Here is a 17,289-nt window from a genome sequence, read left to right as displayed (position 1 = left end):
TCAACGACTGACTGGAAGAGGTTGTTCCACCACACCCGCGCGGATTGCGCCGTGCCGGACACGGACAACCGGCGGCCCTGGCGTCAAGGGGGGAGAGAGCGCCAGGGCCGCCGGGGTATCAGGGGTGTCCGGGGTGTCAGGGGTTCTGTCCGTGCTGGCGCAGCCAGGGCATCGGGTCGATCGGCGAGCCGCCGCCGGGCCGGACCTCGAGGTGGAGGTGCGGGCCGGTCACATTACCGGTGGCGCCGACGCGGCCGATGGTCTCGCCCGTCGTCACCTTGCCGGAGGTGACGACCATCGAGGACAGGTGGCAGTACCAGAGCTCGGTGCCGTCGTCGAGGGTCAGCACGATGCGGTAGCCGTACGAGCCGGCCCAGCCCGCCTGGGTGATGGTGCCGCCGTGCACCGCCTTGACCGGGGTGCCGGTCGGGGCGGCGAAGTCCTGGCCGGTGTGGTCGGCCGACCACATGTCGCCCGCCTGGCCGAAGCTCGCGGTCAGGGTGTACGAGCCGACGGGGAGGGTGTACGCGGCGGCGAGCCTGGCCTGGCGCGCGGCCTCGGCCTTCTTCTCGGCCGCCTCCTTCGCCCGCTGCTCGGCGGCCTTCTTCTCCGCCTCGGCCTTGGCCTTGGCCTGGGCGGCCGCCTCCGCGGCCTTGTCGGCGGCGTCCTTGGCGGCGGCCTTCGCCGCGGCGGTGCGGTTGTCCTCGTCCGCCGCGTTCTGCTGGTTCTCGGCCTGCTGGAGGATGCGGGCGCGGAGCGCCTCGCCCGCGTCGGTGGTGCCGCGCTGCTCGTCCGCGCTGGTCAGACCGGCCTGGGAGAGCGGGGCGGCGGTCGTCTGGGCGCCGTCGCTGTCGCTGTCGTCCGACATGAAGGAGCCGATGCCGGGCAGGTCCTTGACGGCGGGCAGACTGGCCTTGACCTCGTCGGCGACATGGCCGAGGTCGGGCAGGGATATGGGCGCGGCCGGACGGTCCTTGGCGCTGGCCATACCGCCCGCGCCGACCGCCGCGATCATGCCGACCCCGAGGACGGCGCCGCTGCGCGCCATGGTCCCGCCCCGCTGCTTCACCACACGGTGCCGGCCGCGTACGGGAGCGATGGAGTCCTCGGTGGGGTTCCACTCATCCCAGGACTCGGTTTCGAAACCGGCGCCCGGGGTCTCGGGCGCGTCCCTGTCCGCCTGCCGATCGCCGGGGGCGAAGTACCGGTCGTCGGGGGCGAAGCGGCCACCCCCGGAGCTCATCCCACCCCCGGAGCTCGTCTCGCCGCCGGCGTCGAAGCCGGGGCCGTAGGCGGTGGCGGTCCCCGAACCGCCTCCCCCTGTGCGATACGGAGCCTCGTCCAGGACAGACCTGTTGGACGCCACGGAGGCGCACTCCTTTCCTTCCCTCTCGCCTACCGGGTTAGCTGACGGGTTCGGAGCAGGAAGGTCTCCTACGGGTCAGGTTCGGCCCGATTCACCCCAAGGTTGTTGGTTCCCCGGTTCCCTTGGTGTTGCTGGTGGTGCGGTGCTGCCGCTGTGCGTACGGGATTCGGCGACGGCGCACGGTGCCGCCCTTGCGACGGTTGTGACGACCGCGCTGCGTTATCGAACGTTAATAGAGAGCGGGATGTGATTCCAAGCCGTTCCGAGGAATCCGCGCACCTTTGGCATGAACTTAGCGCCCATGGAGGGACAGATGGGGGCGAGTCAACGCCTCGGGCAAGGGTTGGCAAAAACGCGGGCCGACTGATCGTGTGTCAATTGTTATGCGGAGGGAGCTCGGTTGGTTACGCACCGTGTGCGGGGCCGCCGGCGCTCGTACGGCCGTCGCGACCGCCCGCGTCCCCGTTCGCCCGTCCGTTGCCGTTCGCCCGTCCGTTGCCGCGGGCCGAGGTCCGGCGGACCGCCAGCAGCGCCATGTCGTCCGGCGTCCCGCCACCCGTATGGCGCTCCACATCGGCCACCAACGCGTCCACCAGCTCCTGCGGCTCACCGAAGCGTTGGCCGCGCAGCCGCTCCTCCGGGTCGTAGAACTCGCCGTTCCGGTCCCGGGCCTCCGTCACCCCGTCCGTGAAAAACAGCAGCGTCTCCCCCTCCGCGAACCCCAGCTCCTTGACCCGGTCCGGCCAGCCGTCCATCTCCCCCATGCCCAGCGGCAGCGCCCGTGCCTCCGGTTCCAGGGCGCGCAGCGCGCCGTCCTCGTCCAGCAGCAGCGGCGCCGGATGGCCCCGGTTGATCAGCCGCAGGGTGGAGTCGCCGCGCGGAATCTCGGCCACCACGGCCGTGGTGAAGCCCTCGACCACCTCGAGGTCGGCCCGCCGGGCGCCTTCGCGTTGCAGCGCCCGCTCCAGCCGGCCCACGAGCGCCTCCAGGGTCGACTCCTGCTCCGCCGCCTCCCGGAAGCAGCCGAGGAGGATCGCCACGACCTCCACGGCTTGCAGCCCCTTGCCGCGTACGTCCCCGATGATCAGCCGTACGCCGTGTGGGGTGTCCTGGACCGCGTACAGATCACCGCCGATCGCCGCGTACTTCTCCGCCGGTACGTACCGCGCCGCGATCTCCAGCCCGGCGAGACGGTCCGGCGGCGCGGGCAGGACGGCGCGCTGAGCCGCCTCCGCGACACCGCGCGCCGAGGCGAGCCGGTGGTAGCCGAGCCGCACGATGCGGTTGATCACCAGCGCGAGCACGGTCACGGTCGCGACCGTGACGATCTCGGTGGCCGCCTGGGTCGGGTCCGCCACGCCGTGCAACTCCGCCAGCAGACAGGTCGCGAGGACGGCGGCGACGGCCGTGACGACGGTCTGGCGCAACGGTAAGAGCGCCGCGGCGACCAAGGGGGCGGAGGCGAAAAAGGGCGAGGCGGTGTAGCCGGGCGGGGCGGCCAGGTCGTAGGCGATGCCGCCGAGGACGAGGACGGCGGGGACCCAGCGGGCCAGCCGACGGCCCGGCGGCCCCCCGTCCGCCTCCTCGGCCGCGCCGGACCTCGCACCGGGAGCCGCGCCGGCCTCCGGGGTGAACGGGGCGGACGAGGTGAACGGGGTGGACGAGGTGGACGCGTGGGCGGAGGCACCGGTCGAGGCGCTGAGGTCGAGACGCGTATGGAGGCGGTTACGGGGCCTGCGGACGCGCGGGCCGCTCAGCCGTGACCAGGCCGTACGCCACTCCGCACGGGCGCCCGTACGAGCCCTGCTCCCTCGCACCCGCACCGGCTTCTCTCGCTTTCCCTGGTCCGTGCCCCGGTATCAGGCTTGCGGGTGCCGGGCCGCGATGCGAGTCGGTGTCGGCCATGTGGGGGCGTCAGCGACGTTTCCAGAACGGTGGTTGTGGTGTGCTGGAACCCGAGTGGCCCCGGAGGGCATGCCTCCGGGGCCACTCGCCACGCATGGCGTTCGCCAGGGCTCAGAATCCGTGACCTTGGCCGCCGCCGTAGCCCTTGGTGTCGTAGCCCTTGTTGTCGTGGTTTTTGGTGCTGTAGCCCTTGTTGTCGTGGCTCCTGGTGTCGTCGGAGGTGTCGTCGACGGCGATGTTGGCGCACTTGCTGCCGACGTTGATGTCGCCGGTCGGGGAGAGCCCGCCCAAGGCGGCGATCGGGCCGGTCGCGGTGTCGCAGTCGTTGCTCTGGACGGCCGCGTCGGAGTTGGTGAAGTTGATGCACTCCGAGCCGACATCGGTGTCGCCCGTCGGGGCGCCCAGGGCGCCGCTGATGATGGCGCCGGTGGCCGTGTCACACGCGTTGGTCTGGATCGCTCCCAAGCTATCCAGGCCGTGGGCGGACGCTCCACCCGCGCTCCCCAGGGCCAGAGCGCCTGCCGCTACGGACAGGAGAGCTGCCTTCATTGCGATGTTCACTTGGTTCCTCCAGAAATGCCGATCCGCGAACAAACCAGACGCTCACATTGAACGAACGGCGATCCGCGCGGCACCGGAGGCGCGCAAATGCATCACCCAATAAGATCTAACGATCAAATGATTACAAGTCCACACCGAGCGCGCGGGCGTGGCGGTCGGCCGCGAGTTCCGCCGAAACCTCGTCGAGGTACACCTCGCACACCAGCCGTCCGTCGCGGGTGAGATTGTGCTCCAGCTCCCACAGCACGATCTCGTCCCCTCCGGCGAGCAGGAAGGCGTGCTCATAGAAGCGGCACCAGGTGGCATCGGGCCCGCCGGAGCGGCGCCGGGGCTTGGGCGCGAGGGCGATGTCATGGGCGAACGCGGTGGCCAGCAGCCGCTCGGTCTCCTCGCCCGGACGGTCGGCGTTCTCCGCGCGGCGCAGGACACGGCGGGCGTGGTCGGCCGAATCGTCGGCCACATACGCACGCGAGCTCTCCACCGGCTCGGCCGTGTGCAGCAGCTGATCGGGAAGCCACAGGGGTAATCCGTCGAGTTCCTCCCAGCGGGCGCCACCGATGCGCTCATGGACGCGGCGCTCGGCCAGCGCCAGGGCGTCCTCGTCCGCGTAGAGCTCGTGGAGCGGGCGGTTCTCCTCGCCGGTGTCGTCTCCGGTGTTGTGCTCCAGTTCCCACAGCAGCAGGCTGCTGCCGTCGGGGAGCAGGAAGACATGCCGATAGGTGCTGTACCCGAGCTGGCCGCGCTGCTCGTTGCACTGCCGGCAGGACCGCAGCTCGGACTGGTGCATCAGGGCGCTCCGCGCCTGGGCCAGCACCGCCTCGCCGATCTCGAAGCCGTTCTGCGCACGGGCGAGCAGCCCGTCCATCAGCTCGGACGGCGTCCCGTCCGCTCCTGAGTGCCCCATGTCTCTCCTCCCGCCTCCCGGCGTTGATTCGCCGCGCCCCCCGGGCGACCACCTCGCGCACTTAGCGTAGCGGCGTGAACACACGCCGCGCTGCGGTTCGGCGAAGCTGTCGATTGACTGTGCCTCACTCACTCCTGCGCCGGAAAGCCTGGATGTATCACTCGTCCGACCGGTCGAACAAGTCCGGAGGCAGGGGGGCTGGGCTACCCGGCCGGTCACCACGGGGACGCCTCCCCGCCGCTTCCCTGCCGCCTCCGCGCCATCGCTCCCGCCATCGGCGCGCCACCCCACCGCCTGCGCCGCCTCCACCGCCTCCGCGCCATCGGTCGGCGGTCGAGCGGCCGAGGGCCGCCCCCGGATCCGTCCCGCCGCTCCCGTCTCCCGGATCCGTCCGCCCGACGACCGTCTCCGCCATCCACATAAAAGAAACTCAGATGTTCGCTGGGCCAAATGGCTCGTGTATTGGTCCCCCTTAGCGGGATTCTCGGAGAACACGCCCCGGAAGAGCCGCGCTATGCCGGACGGGTGAAGCTGACTGGCACCCCGAAGCCTTAACTGATGAGCTTCGTTGTGTCATGCGTCCGTGAATTCGCGGAGCAACCCAGACGGAGGAATCAAGTGAACATCGGCAAGCAGGCAGTTCTCCTCACCGCGGCCGCCGGCGCTCTGGTCATCGGTGGCGCGGGCGGCGCCCTGGCCAACAACCACGACGACTTGATCGCGCAGATCAACAACTGTGACACGCACACCGGTGCCATCACCCAGGTCGGCGGTATGGCGCCCACGGGGGAGGTCGAGGTCGGGGCCGACTGCGTCAACTTCACGAACATCCAGGGGCAGGCGGTGCTTCAGGAGAACAACTGCGACACCACAACTGGGCCCATCATGCAGATGGGTGGAGCCTCCCCGACGCGCGATGTCAATGTCGGCGCCAAGTGCACCAACATCGCCGTCAACGACACCCCCTGAGTCGCTGACTCTCTCACGGTGTTCCCGCCCGCGGCGGCCACACCGTGAGGCATCCCCTCGTTGGGAATCGCGGCCCTGGAAGTCTGCCTTCCAGGGCCGCTGCCACGAAAAGGGCTTCCGGCGACAGTGCTGAGCGCACCGCCCGGAAAGCCAATTTGGAGGCTTTATGCACATGCGCAAAAGGACGGCGCTTCTTGTGACGGCCGTGGGCGCGCTGCTCATCAGCGGCACGGGCGGAGCCGACGCCGCCGACCCCGGTCCCGGCCTCGTGGCCGGCGCCAACGGCGGGAGCCAGAGCAATCGCTGCGACACCAGTTCCGCAATCGGCCCCGTCACGGTCGCCGCCAGTCCGACCGAAATCAGCAATGAGACCGACTGCGTCAATTACGCCGAGTCGGGCGTGACGGAGCAGAAGAACCGCTGCCGTACCCACTCCGTCATCGGTCCGATCACCATCGCGCTGGCCCCCGGAAGCGAGGTCGACAACCGGACCAACTGCGTCAACATCAGCAAGTCGGGTCACGTGAGGAAGCAGACCAACGACTGTGATTCGACCTCGGTGGTCGGCCCGATCACCATCGGCCCCGGCGAGGTCAAAAACGGGGCCAACTGCGTCAATGTGGCGAGCTCCGAACCGGAGAACGGAAAGCAGAAGAAGAGCGCAGACGGCGCGAAGAGCGGGAAGAGCGGCAGTCAGGGCGGTCGCCAGTAGCCCTGAATCGCTGAGCACCTCCGGAACTCACCCCGAGCTCCGGGAGCGCCCCGCTCATCATGAACGCGGCCCTGGGGAAATTACCCCGGGGTCGCGTTCATGTTGTGATGATTCACGGCCCGTCCGCCATGGGCCGGCCCCTCTCGGCTCGACCCGGATGGTTCCACCGACTTCACCACCGACTGAATATACCTTTACTGTGGCGGACGGGTGATGCTCTCGGTAATTCCGGATCCCGATCTTTGGTATCTCGTTGATGAGGTGTCTGCGGATCATTCGCGGAGACCCTGATATGGAGGCACCAGCACAATGCAGATCGGCAAGAAGGTAGCTCTCATGGCCGCGGCGGCCGCGGGCACAATGGTCGTCGGCGGCGCCGGCAGCGCGAGCGCCCACGGTCTCTCCCCGCACGTCGGCGGCACCGCTCAGCTCAACTCCTGCGACCTGGACCAGGGCGCCACCACCCAGGTCGGGGGCATGGCTCCCACCAGGGAGATCACCACCGGCGCGGACTGCATCAACTTCGCCAGGGGTGTGAGCGGCTCGGTCCTCCAGGCCAACGACTGCGACACGACCACCGGCGCCATCTCCCAGATGGGTGGAGCCTCCCCGACGGGCAACGTCGAGGCCGGGGCCAAGTGCACCAACATCGCGGTCGCGGAGGAGCCGATCGTGGTCGTGCATCAGAACCCGCCGAAGAAGCAGAAGGCCAAGGAGCAGCACAAGGCCAAGGAGCACCACAACAAGGCCAAGGAGCCGCACAAGGCCAAGCACTCGCACAAGGTCAAGCAGTCCCACAAGGCCAAGGACCCGCACAAGGCCAAGAAGCACCACACCAAGGCCAAGGCGAAGAAGAAGGACTGCAAGCACTGACGGTCGAGCACGCGGTCAGGCAGGCGGCGCCCCTGGAAGCAGGACTTCCGGGGGCGCCGCGGCGTTCAGCGGTCGTCACGCTTCTTTTCTCAGCACCCCGCGAGGGCCGGTACGCACTGGTTCGGGTTGTTCCCCGAGACCGTGGTCGCGGTGAGCGAGATCGTGCCGCCGTCGGTGAAGATCCCGCCACCCTGACCGCCATTGGCCGTATTACCGGTGACGGCGTCGCTGATCATTTGTGTGGTGCCCGCGTGCTGGAAGACACCGCCGCCGTTCAGCGTGGCGACGTTCTGGGACACTGTGGTGGACAGCACCCGCAGCGCGCTGCCCATATTGGCGATACCGCCACCGAAACTGCCGGCGGTGTTCTCGAGCACCCGGCTGCCGTTGATCGTGAGATCTCCGATCGAGGTGACAATACCTCCGCCCTCGAAGTTCGTCGTTCTGTTGCGCTGCACCGTGACGGCGCTCAGCAGCGTTGTTCCATAGTTTTCGAGGCCGCCGCCCGAGCTGTCCGCGATATTGTCGGAAATGGTGCCGCCCGAGACACTGAGAGTGGCCGAGGTATTGACGTGAATACCGCCACCGTTCCCAGCGGAGTTATGCGTCACATCCGTGCCCGAAAGCACCGCCGAGCCGCCCGAGGCGACCTCGATACCACCGCCGACGTTGCTGGCGGTGTTGCCCGTGACCGTGGACTGGGCCAGCCGCAGCGTGCCCCGGTCGAGGACGCCACCGCCGTCGGTGCCCGCCCCCGAGGTCGCGCGGCCGCCCGAAAGGGTCACGCCGTTGACCGTAAGGCTTCCACCGGGCGCGACCTCCGCGATCCGGAAGTCTGCGGCGGACGCGCTGCGTCTGATGGTCGCTTGGATGCCGGTGATGCTTACGTCGCGGGTGATGAGCGGCAGTCCGTCGGGGCCGTTGGGACCGGTGTACGCCGCCGAACCCAGGGTGTACACACAGCCCGTGGCCAGGACGACGCCCCCGCCCGAGGCCGAGCTGTTGGCCTCGCTGACCGCGGCGACCAGCGCCGCCGCGTCCCCGCAGGGCACCGGGACCGCCTGCTCGCCGTCCCCTCCCCCGCCGCCCTTCCCCTCGGCGGAGGCCGGAGCGGAAACCGCCCATGCCGATACCGCCAGCGCCATGATGGGGATCAACCCCCGGATCGTTGTCACGAGTCGCACGAGCCGTCTCCTTACGCGTTCCTGAGCAGCAGCAGGTTCAGGCTCTGCGGTCGAGCAGCGATCGGCACCCGCTCAAGCGCCGGTCGAGTGAGACTCGATCTTGCGTACGAGGCGGGACGCCCCGCCCGGCTCCGGGGCCCGGACGACGGGCAGCGGGCGGCGGACAGCGGGCAGCGGACCCTCAGGAACGAGGAAACCGCAGGTCACCGATGGTGCCTGCGGTCTCCGAGGTGGGTCATCAGGGGCTCGAACCCTGAACCAATGGATTAAAAGTCCACTGCTCTGCCAATTGAGCTAATGACCCGCACCCCCGCAGCATAGCTCGGCCAGGGGCCAACACCCGAGCCAATACCCTCCGGGAGCGAAAGGCCGTGCAACAGCACGGTGTTGCACGGCCCTCTTGACGCCTCGGCCGGACGCCGGTCAGACGCCTGGACCAGGCTCCCCGATCGGCTCTCCGACCAGGTTCTCCGGTCAGGATCTCCGGTCGGACCGATCAGCCGTTGCGCTTCCAGCGCGGCTTGTCGGCACGGCGGTCGAAGGACCGGTCGTGCGAACCGTGGGAGCGCTCGTAGGAACGGCCGCCGGTGCCGCCGCCCCGGTGGTCGTCACGGCGGGCCGGGCGGTCGTCGCGGCGGTCCCGGTTGAACGGACGGTCCCCGCCACGGTGGTTGTGGTCGCGGCGCTCGAAGGGACGGCCGCCACGGTCGTTGTCCCGGCGGTCGAAGGAACGGCCACCACGGTCATCACGGCGCTCGTACGGGCGGCCGCCACGGTCGTCACGGCGGCCGAAGCCACCGCGGTCATCCCGGCGGTCGCGGCCGAACGAGCGATCGTCACGGCGGTCCCGGCCGAAGCCACGGTCGTTGTCGCGACGGTCGAAGGAACGGCCACCACGGTCATCACGGCGATCGTCCCGACGGTCGTCGCGGCGGTCATCGCGCCGGTCCCGGTTGAAGCCACGGTCGTTGTCCCGGCGGTCGAACGAGCGGCCACCACGGTCATCACGGCGGTCGTCCCGACGATCCCGGCCGAAGCCGCGGTCGTCCCGACGGTCATCACGGCGGTCCCGGCCGAAGCCACGGTCGTTGTCCCGGCGGTCGAAGGAACGGCCACCACGGTCATCACGGCGATCGTCCCGACGGTCATCGCGGCGGTCATCGCGCCGGTCCCGGTCGTACGAGGAGCGGCGCGGCGCCTCGGCGGTGCCCGTGCCCTCGGCGGCCGCCGCCTGGGCGGCGGGCACGGTCACGGGCTCCGCCGTACGCTGCGCCGGCAGCGTCACCGTGGCCTCGGCCACCGCCGCCCCGGCCTCGGCCGCCGACTCCGCCGACTCCGCCGACTCCGCCGGAACGACGGTCTCGCCGCGTTCGCGGGCCGCCCGCGCGGCCAGCCGGTCGGCCTCCTCGCGGAGCTCGACCGCACGCCGCTGCACCCGCTCCAGCTCCCGGGTGAGGTCCTGCGCCTCGCGCTCGGCCTGCTTGGCGGCGTTCGAGGCCGCCTCCGCCTGCACCTCGGTGAGCGAACGCGCACCGGTGATCCGGGCCACGTCCTCGTCGAAGGCTCCGGCGCCGCCCACGATGTGGCGGGAGGCGTCGACGCCCGCGTCCTCCATCAGCCGGAAGATCTGGCGGCGCTGGTGCGGCAGGGCCAGCGAGACGACGGTGCCGCTCTGGCCCGCCCGCGCCGTACGGCCGGAGCGGTGCAGATAGTCCTTGTGGTCGCCGGCCGGGTCCACGTTCAGCACCAGGTCGATGCCGTCGACGTGGATACCGCGCGCGGCGACGTCCGTGGCGACGAGCACATTGACGTACCCGTCCTTGAAGTCGGCCAGGGTGCGGGTGCGGGCGCCCTGCGTCATGCCGCCGTGCAGCGCGTCGGCGCGTACACCCGCGTCACGCAGCTGCTCGGCGACGCGGTCGGCGCCCAGCTGGGTCCGCACGAAGATGATGGTGCGGCCCTTGCGCGCCGCGATGGCGGCGGTGACCGGCGCCTTGTCCTTCGGCTTCACGACGAGCACATGGTGGGTCATGGTCGAGACGGCGCCCGCGGACGGGTCCACCTCGTGGGTGACCGGGTCGACCAGGTAGCGCTTGACCAGGGTGTCGATCTCGTTCTCCAGCGTCGCGGAGAACAGCAGCCGCTGCCCGCCCTGCGGCACCAGGTCGAGGATCTCGGTGACCTCGGGCAGGAAGCCCATGTCGGCCATCTGGTCGGCCTCGTCGAGGACCGCGATCTGCACCTTGTCGAGGGACGCGGCACCGCGCTCGATGATGTCGCGCAGCCGGCCCGGAGTGGCGACGAGGATGTCGACACCGCGCTCCAGGGCGTAGATCTGATTGCCCATCGAGGTGCCGCCGCAGACGACCTTCAGCTTGAGGCCGAGCACATCGCCGTAAGGCTGAAGCGCGTCGCTCACCTGCATCGCGAGTTCACGGGTCGGGGTGAGGATCAGACCGCGGGGGCGCTTCTTCTCGGTGTGGCCGCCGGCCAGCGTGGTCAGCAGCGGAAGGCCGAACGAGAGGGTCTTGCCGGAGCCGGTGCGGCCGCGGCCGAGAATGTCGCGTCCGGCGAGGGCGTCGGGGATGGTCGCGGCCTGGATCGGGAAGGGCGTGGTGACGCCGTTCTGCGCGAGCTTGCGGACGATCTGTTCGGAAAGGCCGAGGTCGGCGAAAGTGATGTCGGGCGCCTTAGGGGTCTCGGGGGCTTCCGTGGCGGCGTGCTCGGACGGCTCGGCGTGAGCGGTGTGCTCGGACGACGGCGTCTGGTCGGCCTGCTCGGCCGACGCGGTCGGCTCGCTCGGTACGGCCTGCTCAGTCGGTACGGCCTGCTCGGCCGCCGCGGCCGACGCGGTCAGCTCAGTCGACGCGGTCGCCTCAGTCGGCTCGTCGAGGGCGGGCATGACGGCGTGGTCAGTGGAAACGGACATGCGAAATGCGAAACCTTCCGGAGTCTCGGCACGCGCCCAAACTCCGTGTGATGTCGCAAACAACCGCCTCGATGCGGTCAGCCACGGGATAGCAAGGAACGCGCCTCACGGCGCACTTCTCCAAGGCGCCGGGCAAATGGGATCAAACGATCTACCACCATACGCACCTTCCCCCCTCAAGAGCAAATGCGCTCCGTTCGCGCCGTGTCTCCTGCGCCGCGTCCCCCGTGCCGCGTCCCCTGTGCTGCGTCCCCTGTGCTGCGTCCCCTGGCCTAGCCCGCCGGCTGATCGGACGGAGAAGCGGGCGGGGTCGCGGGCTCGGCGTCGGTCGGCTTCGGGTCCGGTGCGCTCGGCGGCGGGCTCGACGGCCGGGGCGCGGAGGCCGCATCGGACGGGTCGGCGCCGCCCGGCTGCGGTGGCGCCGAGGGGGCCGGGCGGTGGTGCGGGGCCCCGGCCCGGCCGGACGGGGCCGAAGGGGCGGCCTCCGGGTCGGTGGCGGAGGCCGAGGCCGACCGGTCCTCGCCGTCCTTCCGATGCTCGCCCTTTTCCCCCTCCTTCTTCCCCTTCTCCCCCTTCCCGTCCTTCCCGCCCTTGTCATCCTGATCGGAGCCTGCATCCGCATGCCCCCTGCTGTCCGACCGCACCACGGCGCCGCCCGTGTCCGCCGCCTCGCCCTTCTGGTGGGAGCCGCGGTGCTTGTCCGGCCGCTCGGGATCGTCGGAGATGCTCATGCAGCCGCCCAGCGCCATCGCCGCGGCCACGAGCGCCGCGAGCGCCGCCCCGCGCGTCGCGGCACGGGGCGCGTGCCGGGAGGTCCGAGGGGAACGGGCGGTGCGAGGAGCGGGGAATCCGGGCATGCGCGGGACACCTCCAGGCGGCAGTGATGTGACGCCCTGCCCAACTGGCCCCGCCCCGCCCAGGACACGCATACGGTACGGACCCGGCCCGTCCCGTAGACCGCACGTCCGGCGTCGGCCGTAGCCCGGACCCTGCCGATGTCCGGCGGCGGGCGTAGCCCGGGTCAGCCGTGCCCGGGATCAGCCGTCACCGGGATCGGCCGCGCCCGGGGACCGCCATGCCCGGGATCGGCCGTGCCCGGGGACCGCCATGCCCGGGATCGGCCGTGCCCGAGAGCAGCCGCCGTCACCGGGAATAGCCGAAAACGGGATCAGCCGGCACCGGAAACAGCCATGCCCGGGATCAGCCGTCACCGAGATCAGCCGTGGCCGGTAACAGCCAGGCGCCGGGCCAGTCGTAGCCCGGGGTGGGGGCCAGCCGTGCCCAACGCCAGTCGTGCCCAAGGTCAGCCGTAGCCCAGCGCGTGCAGCCGGGCGTCGTCGATCCCGAAGTGGTGTGCGATCTCATGGACCACGGTCACCTCGGTCTCCTGGACGACGTCCTCCCGCGTCTCGCTCATCCGCAGCGTCGGCCCCCGGTAGACCGTGATCCGGTCCGGCAGGACGCCCGCGTACCACTCACCCCGGTCGGTGAGCGGCGTCCCCTCGTAGAGCCCGAGCAACTCGGGGTCGTCCGCCGGTGGCTCGTCCTCCACGAACACGGCCACGTTGTCCATGAGCCGTGTCAGCTCCGGCGGGATCCGGTCCAGCGCCTCGGCGACCAGTTCCTCGAACTCCTCGCGCGTCATCTCCAGCACGAGGCCATTGTCGGGCAGCCCGGCCCGGAAAGGCGCGGTCCGCGCCAAGGTATCCGCGCCACCGCCCAGGCATACGCCTTCGCGCGCCCAGGCATACGCCTTCGCGCGGCCGGGCATACGGGATCAATGGCCCGCGAACCGCTCCGGCTGCTCCGCGCCACCGCTCAGCGCGCACGTACCGCGGCCGTCGTCCCTCTCCGCCGCTTCCGCCCCCTCCGCCGCTTCCGTCTCCTCCGCCGCCCATCGCCCCTCCCCTCATCCACCCCGTCCCTCGATCCGACGGCGCTCGACCACGCGGCGCTCGATCCCACCGCGCGCCCTCGCCCCGTCGTTCGCGCCGCCGGGCTGGCCGCCGTGACCGTCCTCGGCGCCTGGATCGGACTGCTGGTGGTCGGCAGCGTCCACATCTCCGTGGGCCCCATGGACACCCGGATGGCGCTGCGGCCGTCCCTCACCGGCGGCACCAAGATCAACGTGGCCCCGCTCGGCGCGCTCGAGCTGAACAGCCACCACGCCCCGCTCCGCCTCGACGTGGATGTGGACCGGCTCGACCCCGTACGGTCCCAGGCCCTCGTCGACCATCCCGAGCGGCTCTCCGGGCTACAGGACGAGGTCGCCGGCGATGTCACCCACGGCACCCTCGACCTCGCGTTCCGCTCCTGCGTCGCCGTCGTCTTCGGCGCCACCGCGCTGGGCCTGGCCGTCTACCGCCGCCCGCGCCGGGCGATGGCCGCCGGGGGGCTCGCGCTCACGCTGCTGATCGCCTCCGGGGGCGCCGTATACGCGACCTGGAACCCGAAGTCCGTACTGGAGCCGCGCTACTCCGGGCTGCTCTCCAGCGCCCCCTCGATGGTCGGCAACGCGCGCAGCATCGTGACCGACTTCGACGTCTACCAGCGGGAGTTGGCGCGGATGGTGACCAACGTCACCCAGCTCTACGAGGCGACCTCGACGCTCCCCGCGTATCAGCCGGACCCGACCACCATGCGGGTGCTGCACATCTCGGACGTCCATCTCAATCCGGCCGCCTGGCACATCGTGGAATCGCTGGTGCGGCAGTACAAGATCAATGTGATCGTCGACACAGGCGACACGATGGATCACGGCACCTCCGCCGAGAACGGCTTCCTCGAACCCGTCTCCGACCTCGGCGCCCCCTATGTCTGGGTACGCGGCAACCACGACTCGGCGTCGACCCAGCGCTACCTCGCCCGGCGCAAGGGGGCGCATGTCGTGGACAACGGCGAGGTGATCACCGTCGGCGGGCTGCGGATCGCGGGCATCGGCGACCCGCAGTTCACCCCCGACCGGTCCGCCGCGGCCGCCGGCGACGCGGTCGAGCACCGCGCCGGACGGCGGCTGGCCGAGGCGATCCGGGCCCGCAAGGCCACCGGCGCCCCGGTCGACATCGCCCTCGCCCACAACCCGATCGCCGCCCGGGAGACCGACGGCACCGTGCCGCTGGCCCTCACCGGGCATGTCCACCACCGCCGTACGGAGGTGCTGCCGGGCGGCACCCGGCTGATGACGGAGGGGTCGACGGGCGGCAGCGGGCTGCGTGCGGTGGACGACGGCACACCGGACAAGGTGCAGGCGTCGGTCCTCTATCTGGACCGGGACACCCGACGGCTCCAGGCGTGGGACGAGATCGATCTGGGCGGTTTGGGCCTGGCGAAGGCGGAGGTCAGCCGCCATTTGCCGGCCGAGAACCGGCCGGGGGCCACGCCGACGCCCACCACTCCGTAAACCGTTTTGGCGAACCTCACCGGCATCCCATATGCTTCTCGCGTCCCCGAAAGCGCCGCGAGGCGCCCAGGTGGGCCATCGGCCCTCATCGTCTAGTGGCCCAGGACGCCGCCCTTTCAAGGCGGTAGCACGGGTTCGAATCCCGTTGGGGGCACCACCTTATGTAGTCACCGCAGGTCGGAACGTACCTGCCGGTGACTTTTTTGTACGCGCGGATCTGTACGCGCCAATCCGTACCCGCGGATTTGTCCGCGCAGAAGCCACCGGAGCCCCCGGCCCCCCCGGCCCCCGGAATGGCTTCCTCCCCGACGTGGTTGTACGCAGCGGACCCGCCGCAGACCCCACACGAGGGAGCGCAGATGACCGTCCAGGATGTCGACCGGGTGAGCTTCGCCGAGGAGTGGCAGCGGTGGCACCGCGACCACGAGCAGGCGCTCGCCAGTCCGCACGGCTTTCTCGCGATCACCAGCCTGCGATGGCTGAGCCCGGAGCCGGCCCGCTTCGAGGACGCTCCCGGGGCCTGGTCCAGCGGCCCGGACGGCGTGGTGGTCGAGCTGGCCGAGGGCGAGGAGCTGACCGTCGGCGGCACGGTGGTGCGCGGCCGGTACGTCTTCGGCGTGATCGCCGAGCGGGACAGCCTGTACCCGAGGTACGGCGACGCGGTGATCGAGGTCGCCAAGCGCGGCGGCCACGACATCATCCGCCCCCGCCACCCCGGCAATCCGCTGCGCACCGCCTACACCCGCACCCCCGCCTACACCCCCGACCCCCGCTGGGTCCGCACCGGCCGCTACCTCCCCTTCGACGCGCCGCGCGCGGTCACCGTGGGCGCCGCGGTGGAGGGACTGGAGCATGTCTACGACGCGCCCGGACAGGTCGAGTTCGAACTGAACGGCGAGACCTTCCGGCTCACCGCCTTCAACGGCAGGCGCCCCGGCAGCCTCCTGGTGCTCTTCACCGACGCGACCTCCGGCGTGACCACGTACGCGGCGAACCGCTCCCTCCAGATCGACGCCCCCGACGACGCCGGCCGGGTCACCCTCGACTTCAACCGCGCCACGAACCTCCCCTGCGCCTACACCGACCTCGCGACCTGCCCCCTGCCGCCCACCGAGAACCGACTGCCGCTCGCGATCGAGGCGGGCGAGCGCATCCCCCTGGAGCGCGGCGGACAGCCCTGACCCGCCTCCGGCGTCAGACGACGGTCACGGCATGCCGGACGACGGCGTCGAACAGATAGCCCTGGGTGTTGTAGACGGCCTGATCGGGCTGGCTGCGGCCCGCGGTGTCGGTGGCGCGGGCGAGCAGTTCGGCCGGCCCCGGGGCGGAGGGCCGCCATGGGAGGCTCCACCGCACCCAGCCGTCCGGACGCGGGGCGTCCCGGCGGCGGGCCGGCCGCCAGGTGACGCCGCCGTCCGTGCTGACCTGGACATCCCGTACTCCACCGGCGCCGGATCGATACAGCGTCAGCCCTACGGCCGATGGCGAAACCACCCACGACGATTACGCACCGCACCCATCGACCACGCGTGGCATTCGCCTCCCCCGCCGGTCCGCCTGCCCTCCCCACCGCCCGGTGAGCGGTCAGAACAGGGTCGGAGGTCTGATACGCTGATCCAGCGACAACGACGCGGCGGAGAAAAATCAAGCCCCGGTTCGAACGTCGCAAAGGAGTGTGAATCCACGGCGAGAAATCCCGTTGGGAGCACACGCCACCATGTGCGAGACTCGTGCTCGTACACGCAAGGTCCTGTGGAGCAGTTTGGAGTGCTCGCCACCCTGTCAAGGTGGAGGCCGCGGGTTCAAATCCCGTCAGGACCGCTGCGGCTGGGTAGCTCAGTTGGTACGAGCGTCCGCCTGAAAAGCGGAAGGTCGCCGGTTCGACCCCGGCCCCAGCCACCGCAGCCCTCACCAGGGCAAAGCCCCCTACCGGTATATCCGGAGGGGGCTTTTCGTCGTGTGGTCACTGCGCCGCGTCGATCAGACGTAGGCGCAGATGGCGAAGACGCTGATGCCCACGTTGTCGGTGGCGGTCTGCCGGCCCAGGCCGATCCAGCCCCTTCCGTCGTCGGTGGGGAAGCTGCCGACGAGGATGGCGGTGTCGCCCCGTGCCTCGGCGCCGCCGCCGATGACCTTCTTTCCCTGGGGGCAGTACACGGTGCGCCGTTGGAAGTTCGGGACGTTCTCATTGGGCAGTGTGACCAGTTCGTATCCGGGCACTCCGGCGCCGGGGCGGGGGGTTTCGTGGGGGACGGGCGCCTCGACGCGGTGGGAATCGGTCGTCTGGACGCCGCTGTGCTGGACCCCGCTGTCCTCGCCGCCCTGTGTTGCCGACGCGACGCCTGGCGTCAGCGCCATGGTCAATGCGCGGCAGCGATGACGAGCCTTCCACGCATGTGTGTCCTCCCTTCGTCACGGGCCCCTGGCGGGGCCGACACCGTGAGAAGCGTGACCAGGCAATGCGGAGAGCAAGGCCTGAAAGTATG

Annotated in this window: 14 protein-coding genes, 4 tRNA genes, 1 pseudogene and 1 riboswitch; of the genes and pseudogenes, 8 read left to right on the top strand and 11 right to left on the bottom strand. The window is 70.6% G+C overall.

Annotation, left to right across the window (positions count from 1 at the left end; genetic code table 11):
• Positions 1-136: 136 nt before the first annotated feature.
• From N6H00_RS21620 to N6H00_RS21605, 4 genes are all read right to left on the bottom strand, one after another.
• Positions 137-1,366, bottom strand: a complete 1,230-nt coding sequence (locus N6H00_RS21620; protein WP_268973459.1) for a M23 family metallopeptidase — start codon at positions 1,364-1,366, stop codon at positions 137-139.
• Positions 1,367-1,377: 11 nt separating this feature from the next.
• Positions 1,378-1,513, bottom strand: a riboswitch (cyclic di-AMP (ydaO/yuaA leader).
• A gap of 257 nt (positions 1,514-1,770) precedes the next feature.
• Positions 1,771-3,189, bottom strand: a complete 1,419-nt coding sequence (locus N6H00_RS21615) for a PP2C family protein-serine/threonine phosphatase (protein WP_268973458.1) — start codon at positions 3,187-3,189, stop codon at positions 1,771-1,773.
• A gap of 193 nt (positions 3,190-3,382) precedes the next feature.
• Positions 3,383-3,736, bottom strand: a complete 354-nt coding sequence (locus tag N6H00_RS21610) for a hypothetical protein (RefSeq protein WP_268973457.1) — start codon at positions 3,734-3,736, stop codon at positions 3,383-3,385.
• 217 nt (positions 3,737-3,953) lie between these two features.
• Positions 3,954-4,736, bottom strand: coding sequence for a DUF6227 family protein (locus N6H00_RS21605; protein WP_268973456.1), 783 nt, complete (start codon positions 4,734-4,736; stop codon positions 3,954-3,956).
• 618 nt (positions 4,737-5,354) lie between these two features.
• Between N6H00_RS21605 and N6H00_RS21600 the strand changes: the two genes are divergently transcribed.
• The 3 genes from N6H00_RS21600 (at position 5,355) to N6H00_RS21590 (ending at position 7,290) form a co-directional block, all read left to right on the top strand.
• Positions 5,355-5,705 carry a hypothetical protein gene (locus N6H00_RS21600; RefSeq protein ID WP_268973455.1) on the top strand — a complete coding sequence of 117 codons (351 nt, stop codon included), beginning with the start codon at positions 5,355-5,357 and terminating at the stop codon, positions 5,703-5,705.
• A 166-nt stretch (positions 5,706-5,871) separates the two neighbouring features.
• A complete protein-coding gene (locus N6H00_RS21595) occupies positions 5,872-6,417 on the top strand; it encodes a hypothetical protein (RefSeq protein ID WP_268973454.1) in 546 nt (181 codons plus the stop codon).
• A 309-nt stretch (positions 6,418-6,726) separates the two neighbouring features.
• Positions 6,727-7,290 (top strand): hypothetical protein, encoded by a 564-nt coding sequence (locus N6H00_RS21590; protein ID WP_268973453.1) that lies wholly within the window; start codon positions 6,727-6,729, stop codon positions 7,288-7,290.
• Positions 7,291-7,379: 89 nt separating this feature from the next.
• Here the strand turns inward: N6H00_RS21590 and N6H00_RS21585 are convergent, their stop codons facing one another.
• The 5 genes from N6H00_RS21585 to N6H00_RS21565 form a co-directional block, all read right to left on the bottom strand.
• A complete protein-coding gene (locus tag N6H00_RS21585; RefSeq protein ID WP_268973451.1) occupies positions 7,380-8,474 on the bottom strand; it encodes a right-handed parallel beta-helix repeat-containing protein in 1,095 nt (364 codons plus the stop codon).
• Positions 8,475-8,705: 231 nt separating this feature from the next.
• A tRNA-Lys gene (locus tag N6H00_RS21580) sits at positions 8,706-8,778 on the bottom strand.
• Positions 8,779-8,970: 192 nt separating this feature from the next.
• Positions 8,971-11,403 carry a DEAD/DEAH box helicase gene (locus N6H00_RS21575; RefSeq protein ID WP_268973449.1) on the bottom strand — a complete coding sequence of 811 codons (2,433 nt, stop codon included), beginning with the start codon at positions 11,401-11,403 and terminating at the stop codon, positions 8,971-8,973.
• Positions 11,404-11,675: 272 nt separating this feature from the next.
• Entirely contained in the window at positions 11,676-12,260 is a 585-nt protein-coding gene (locus N6H00_RS21570) for a hypothetical protein (RefSeq protein WP_268973448.1), read from the bottom strand.
• Positions 12,261-12,706: 446 nt separating this feature from the next.
• A complete protein-coding gene (locus N6H00_RS21565; protein WP_180990685.1) occupies positions 12,707-13,057 on the bottom strand; it encodes a metallopeptidase family protein in 351 nt (116 codons plus the stop codon).
• A 126-nt stretch (positions 13,058-13,183) separates the two neighbouring features.
• Here N6H00_RS21565 and N6H00_RS21560 point away from each other — a divergent pair, with 126 nt between their 5' ends.
• The 3 genes from N6H00_RS21560 (at position 13,184) to N6H00_RS21550 (ending at position 15,984) form a co-directional block, all read left to right on the top strand.
• Positions 13,184-14,803 carry a metallophosphoesterase gene (locus N6H00_RS21560; protein WP_268973447.1) on the top strand — a complete coding sequence of 540 codons (1,620 nt, stop codon included), beginning with the start codon at positions 13,184-13,186 and terminating at the stop codon, positions 14,801-14,803.
• An 81-nt stretch (positions 14,804-14,884) separates the two neighbouring features.
• Positions 14,885-14,960 (top strand) — tRNA-Glu (locus N6H00_RS21555).
• A 202-nt stretch (positions 14,961-15,162) separates the two neighbouring features.
• Complete coding sequence (locus tag N6H00_RS21550) at positions 15,163-15,984, top strand: DUF1684 domain-containing protein (RefSeq protein ID WP_268973446.1); 822 nt, start codon at positions 15,163-15,165, stop codon at positions 15,982-15,984.
• Between the two features lie 13 nt (positions 15,985-15,997).
• On the opposite strand, the pseudogene N6H00_RS21545 reads toward N6H00_RS21550, so the two are convergent.
• Positions 15,998-16,258 (bottom strand): annotated as a pseudogene (locus N6H00_RS21545) (sulfite oxidase); the annotation flags it as partial.
• 291 nt (positions 16,259-16,549) lie between these two features.
• Between N6H00_RS21545 and N6H00_RS21540 the strand changes: the two are divergent.
• Together N6H00_RS21540 and N6H00_RS21535 are read left to right on the top strand one after the other, a co-directional pair.
• Positions 16,550-16,624 (top strand) — tRNA-Asp (locus N6H00_RS21540).
• A gap of 4 nt (positions 16,625-16,628) precedes the next feature.
• Positions 16,629-16,702 (top strand) — tRNA-Phe (locus N6H00_RS21535).
• Positions 16,703-16,783: 81 nt separating this feature from the next.
• Here the strand turns inward: N6H00_RS21535 and N6H00_RS21530 are convergent.
• Positions 16,784-17,161: a hypothetical protein gene (locus tag N6H00_RS21530; RefSeq protein ID WP_268973445.1), complete on the bottom strand. Its 378-nt coding sequence runs from the start codon at positions 17,159-17,161 to the stop codon at positions 16,784-16,786.
• Between the last annotated feature and the right edge of the window lie 128 nt (positions 17,162-17,289).

This window comes from Streptomyces sp. S465 (assembly GCF_026898115.1).
GTDB lineage: Bacteria > Actinomycetota > Actinomycetes > Streptomycetales > Streptomycetaceae > Streptomyces > Streptomyces luomodiensis.
This window is presented reverse-complemented; position numbering and strand designations above follow the sequence as displayed.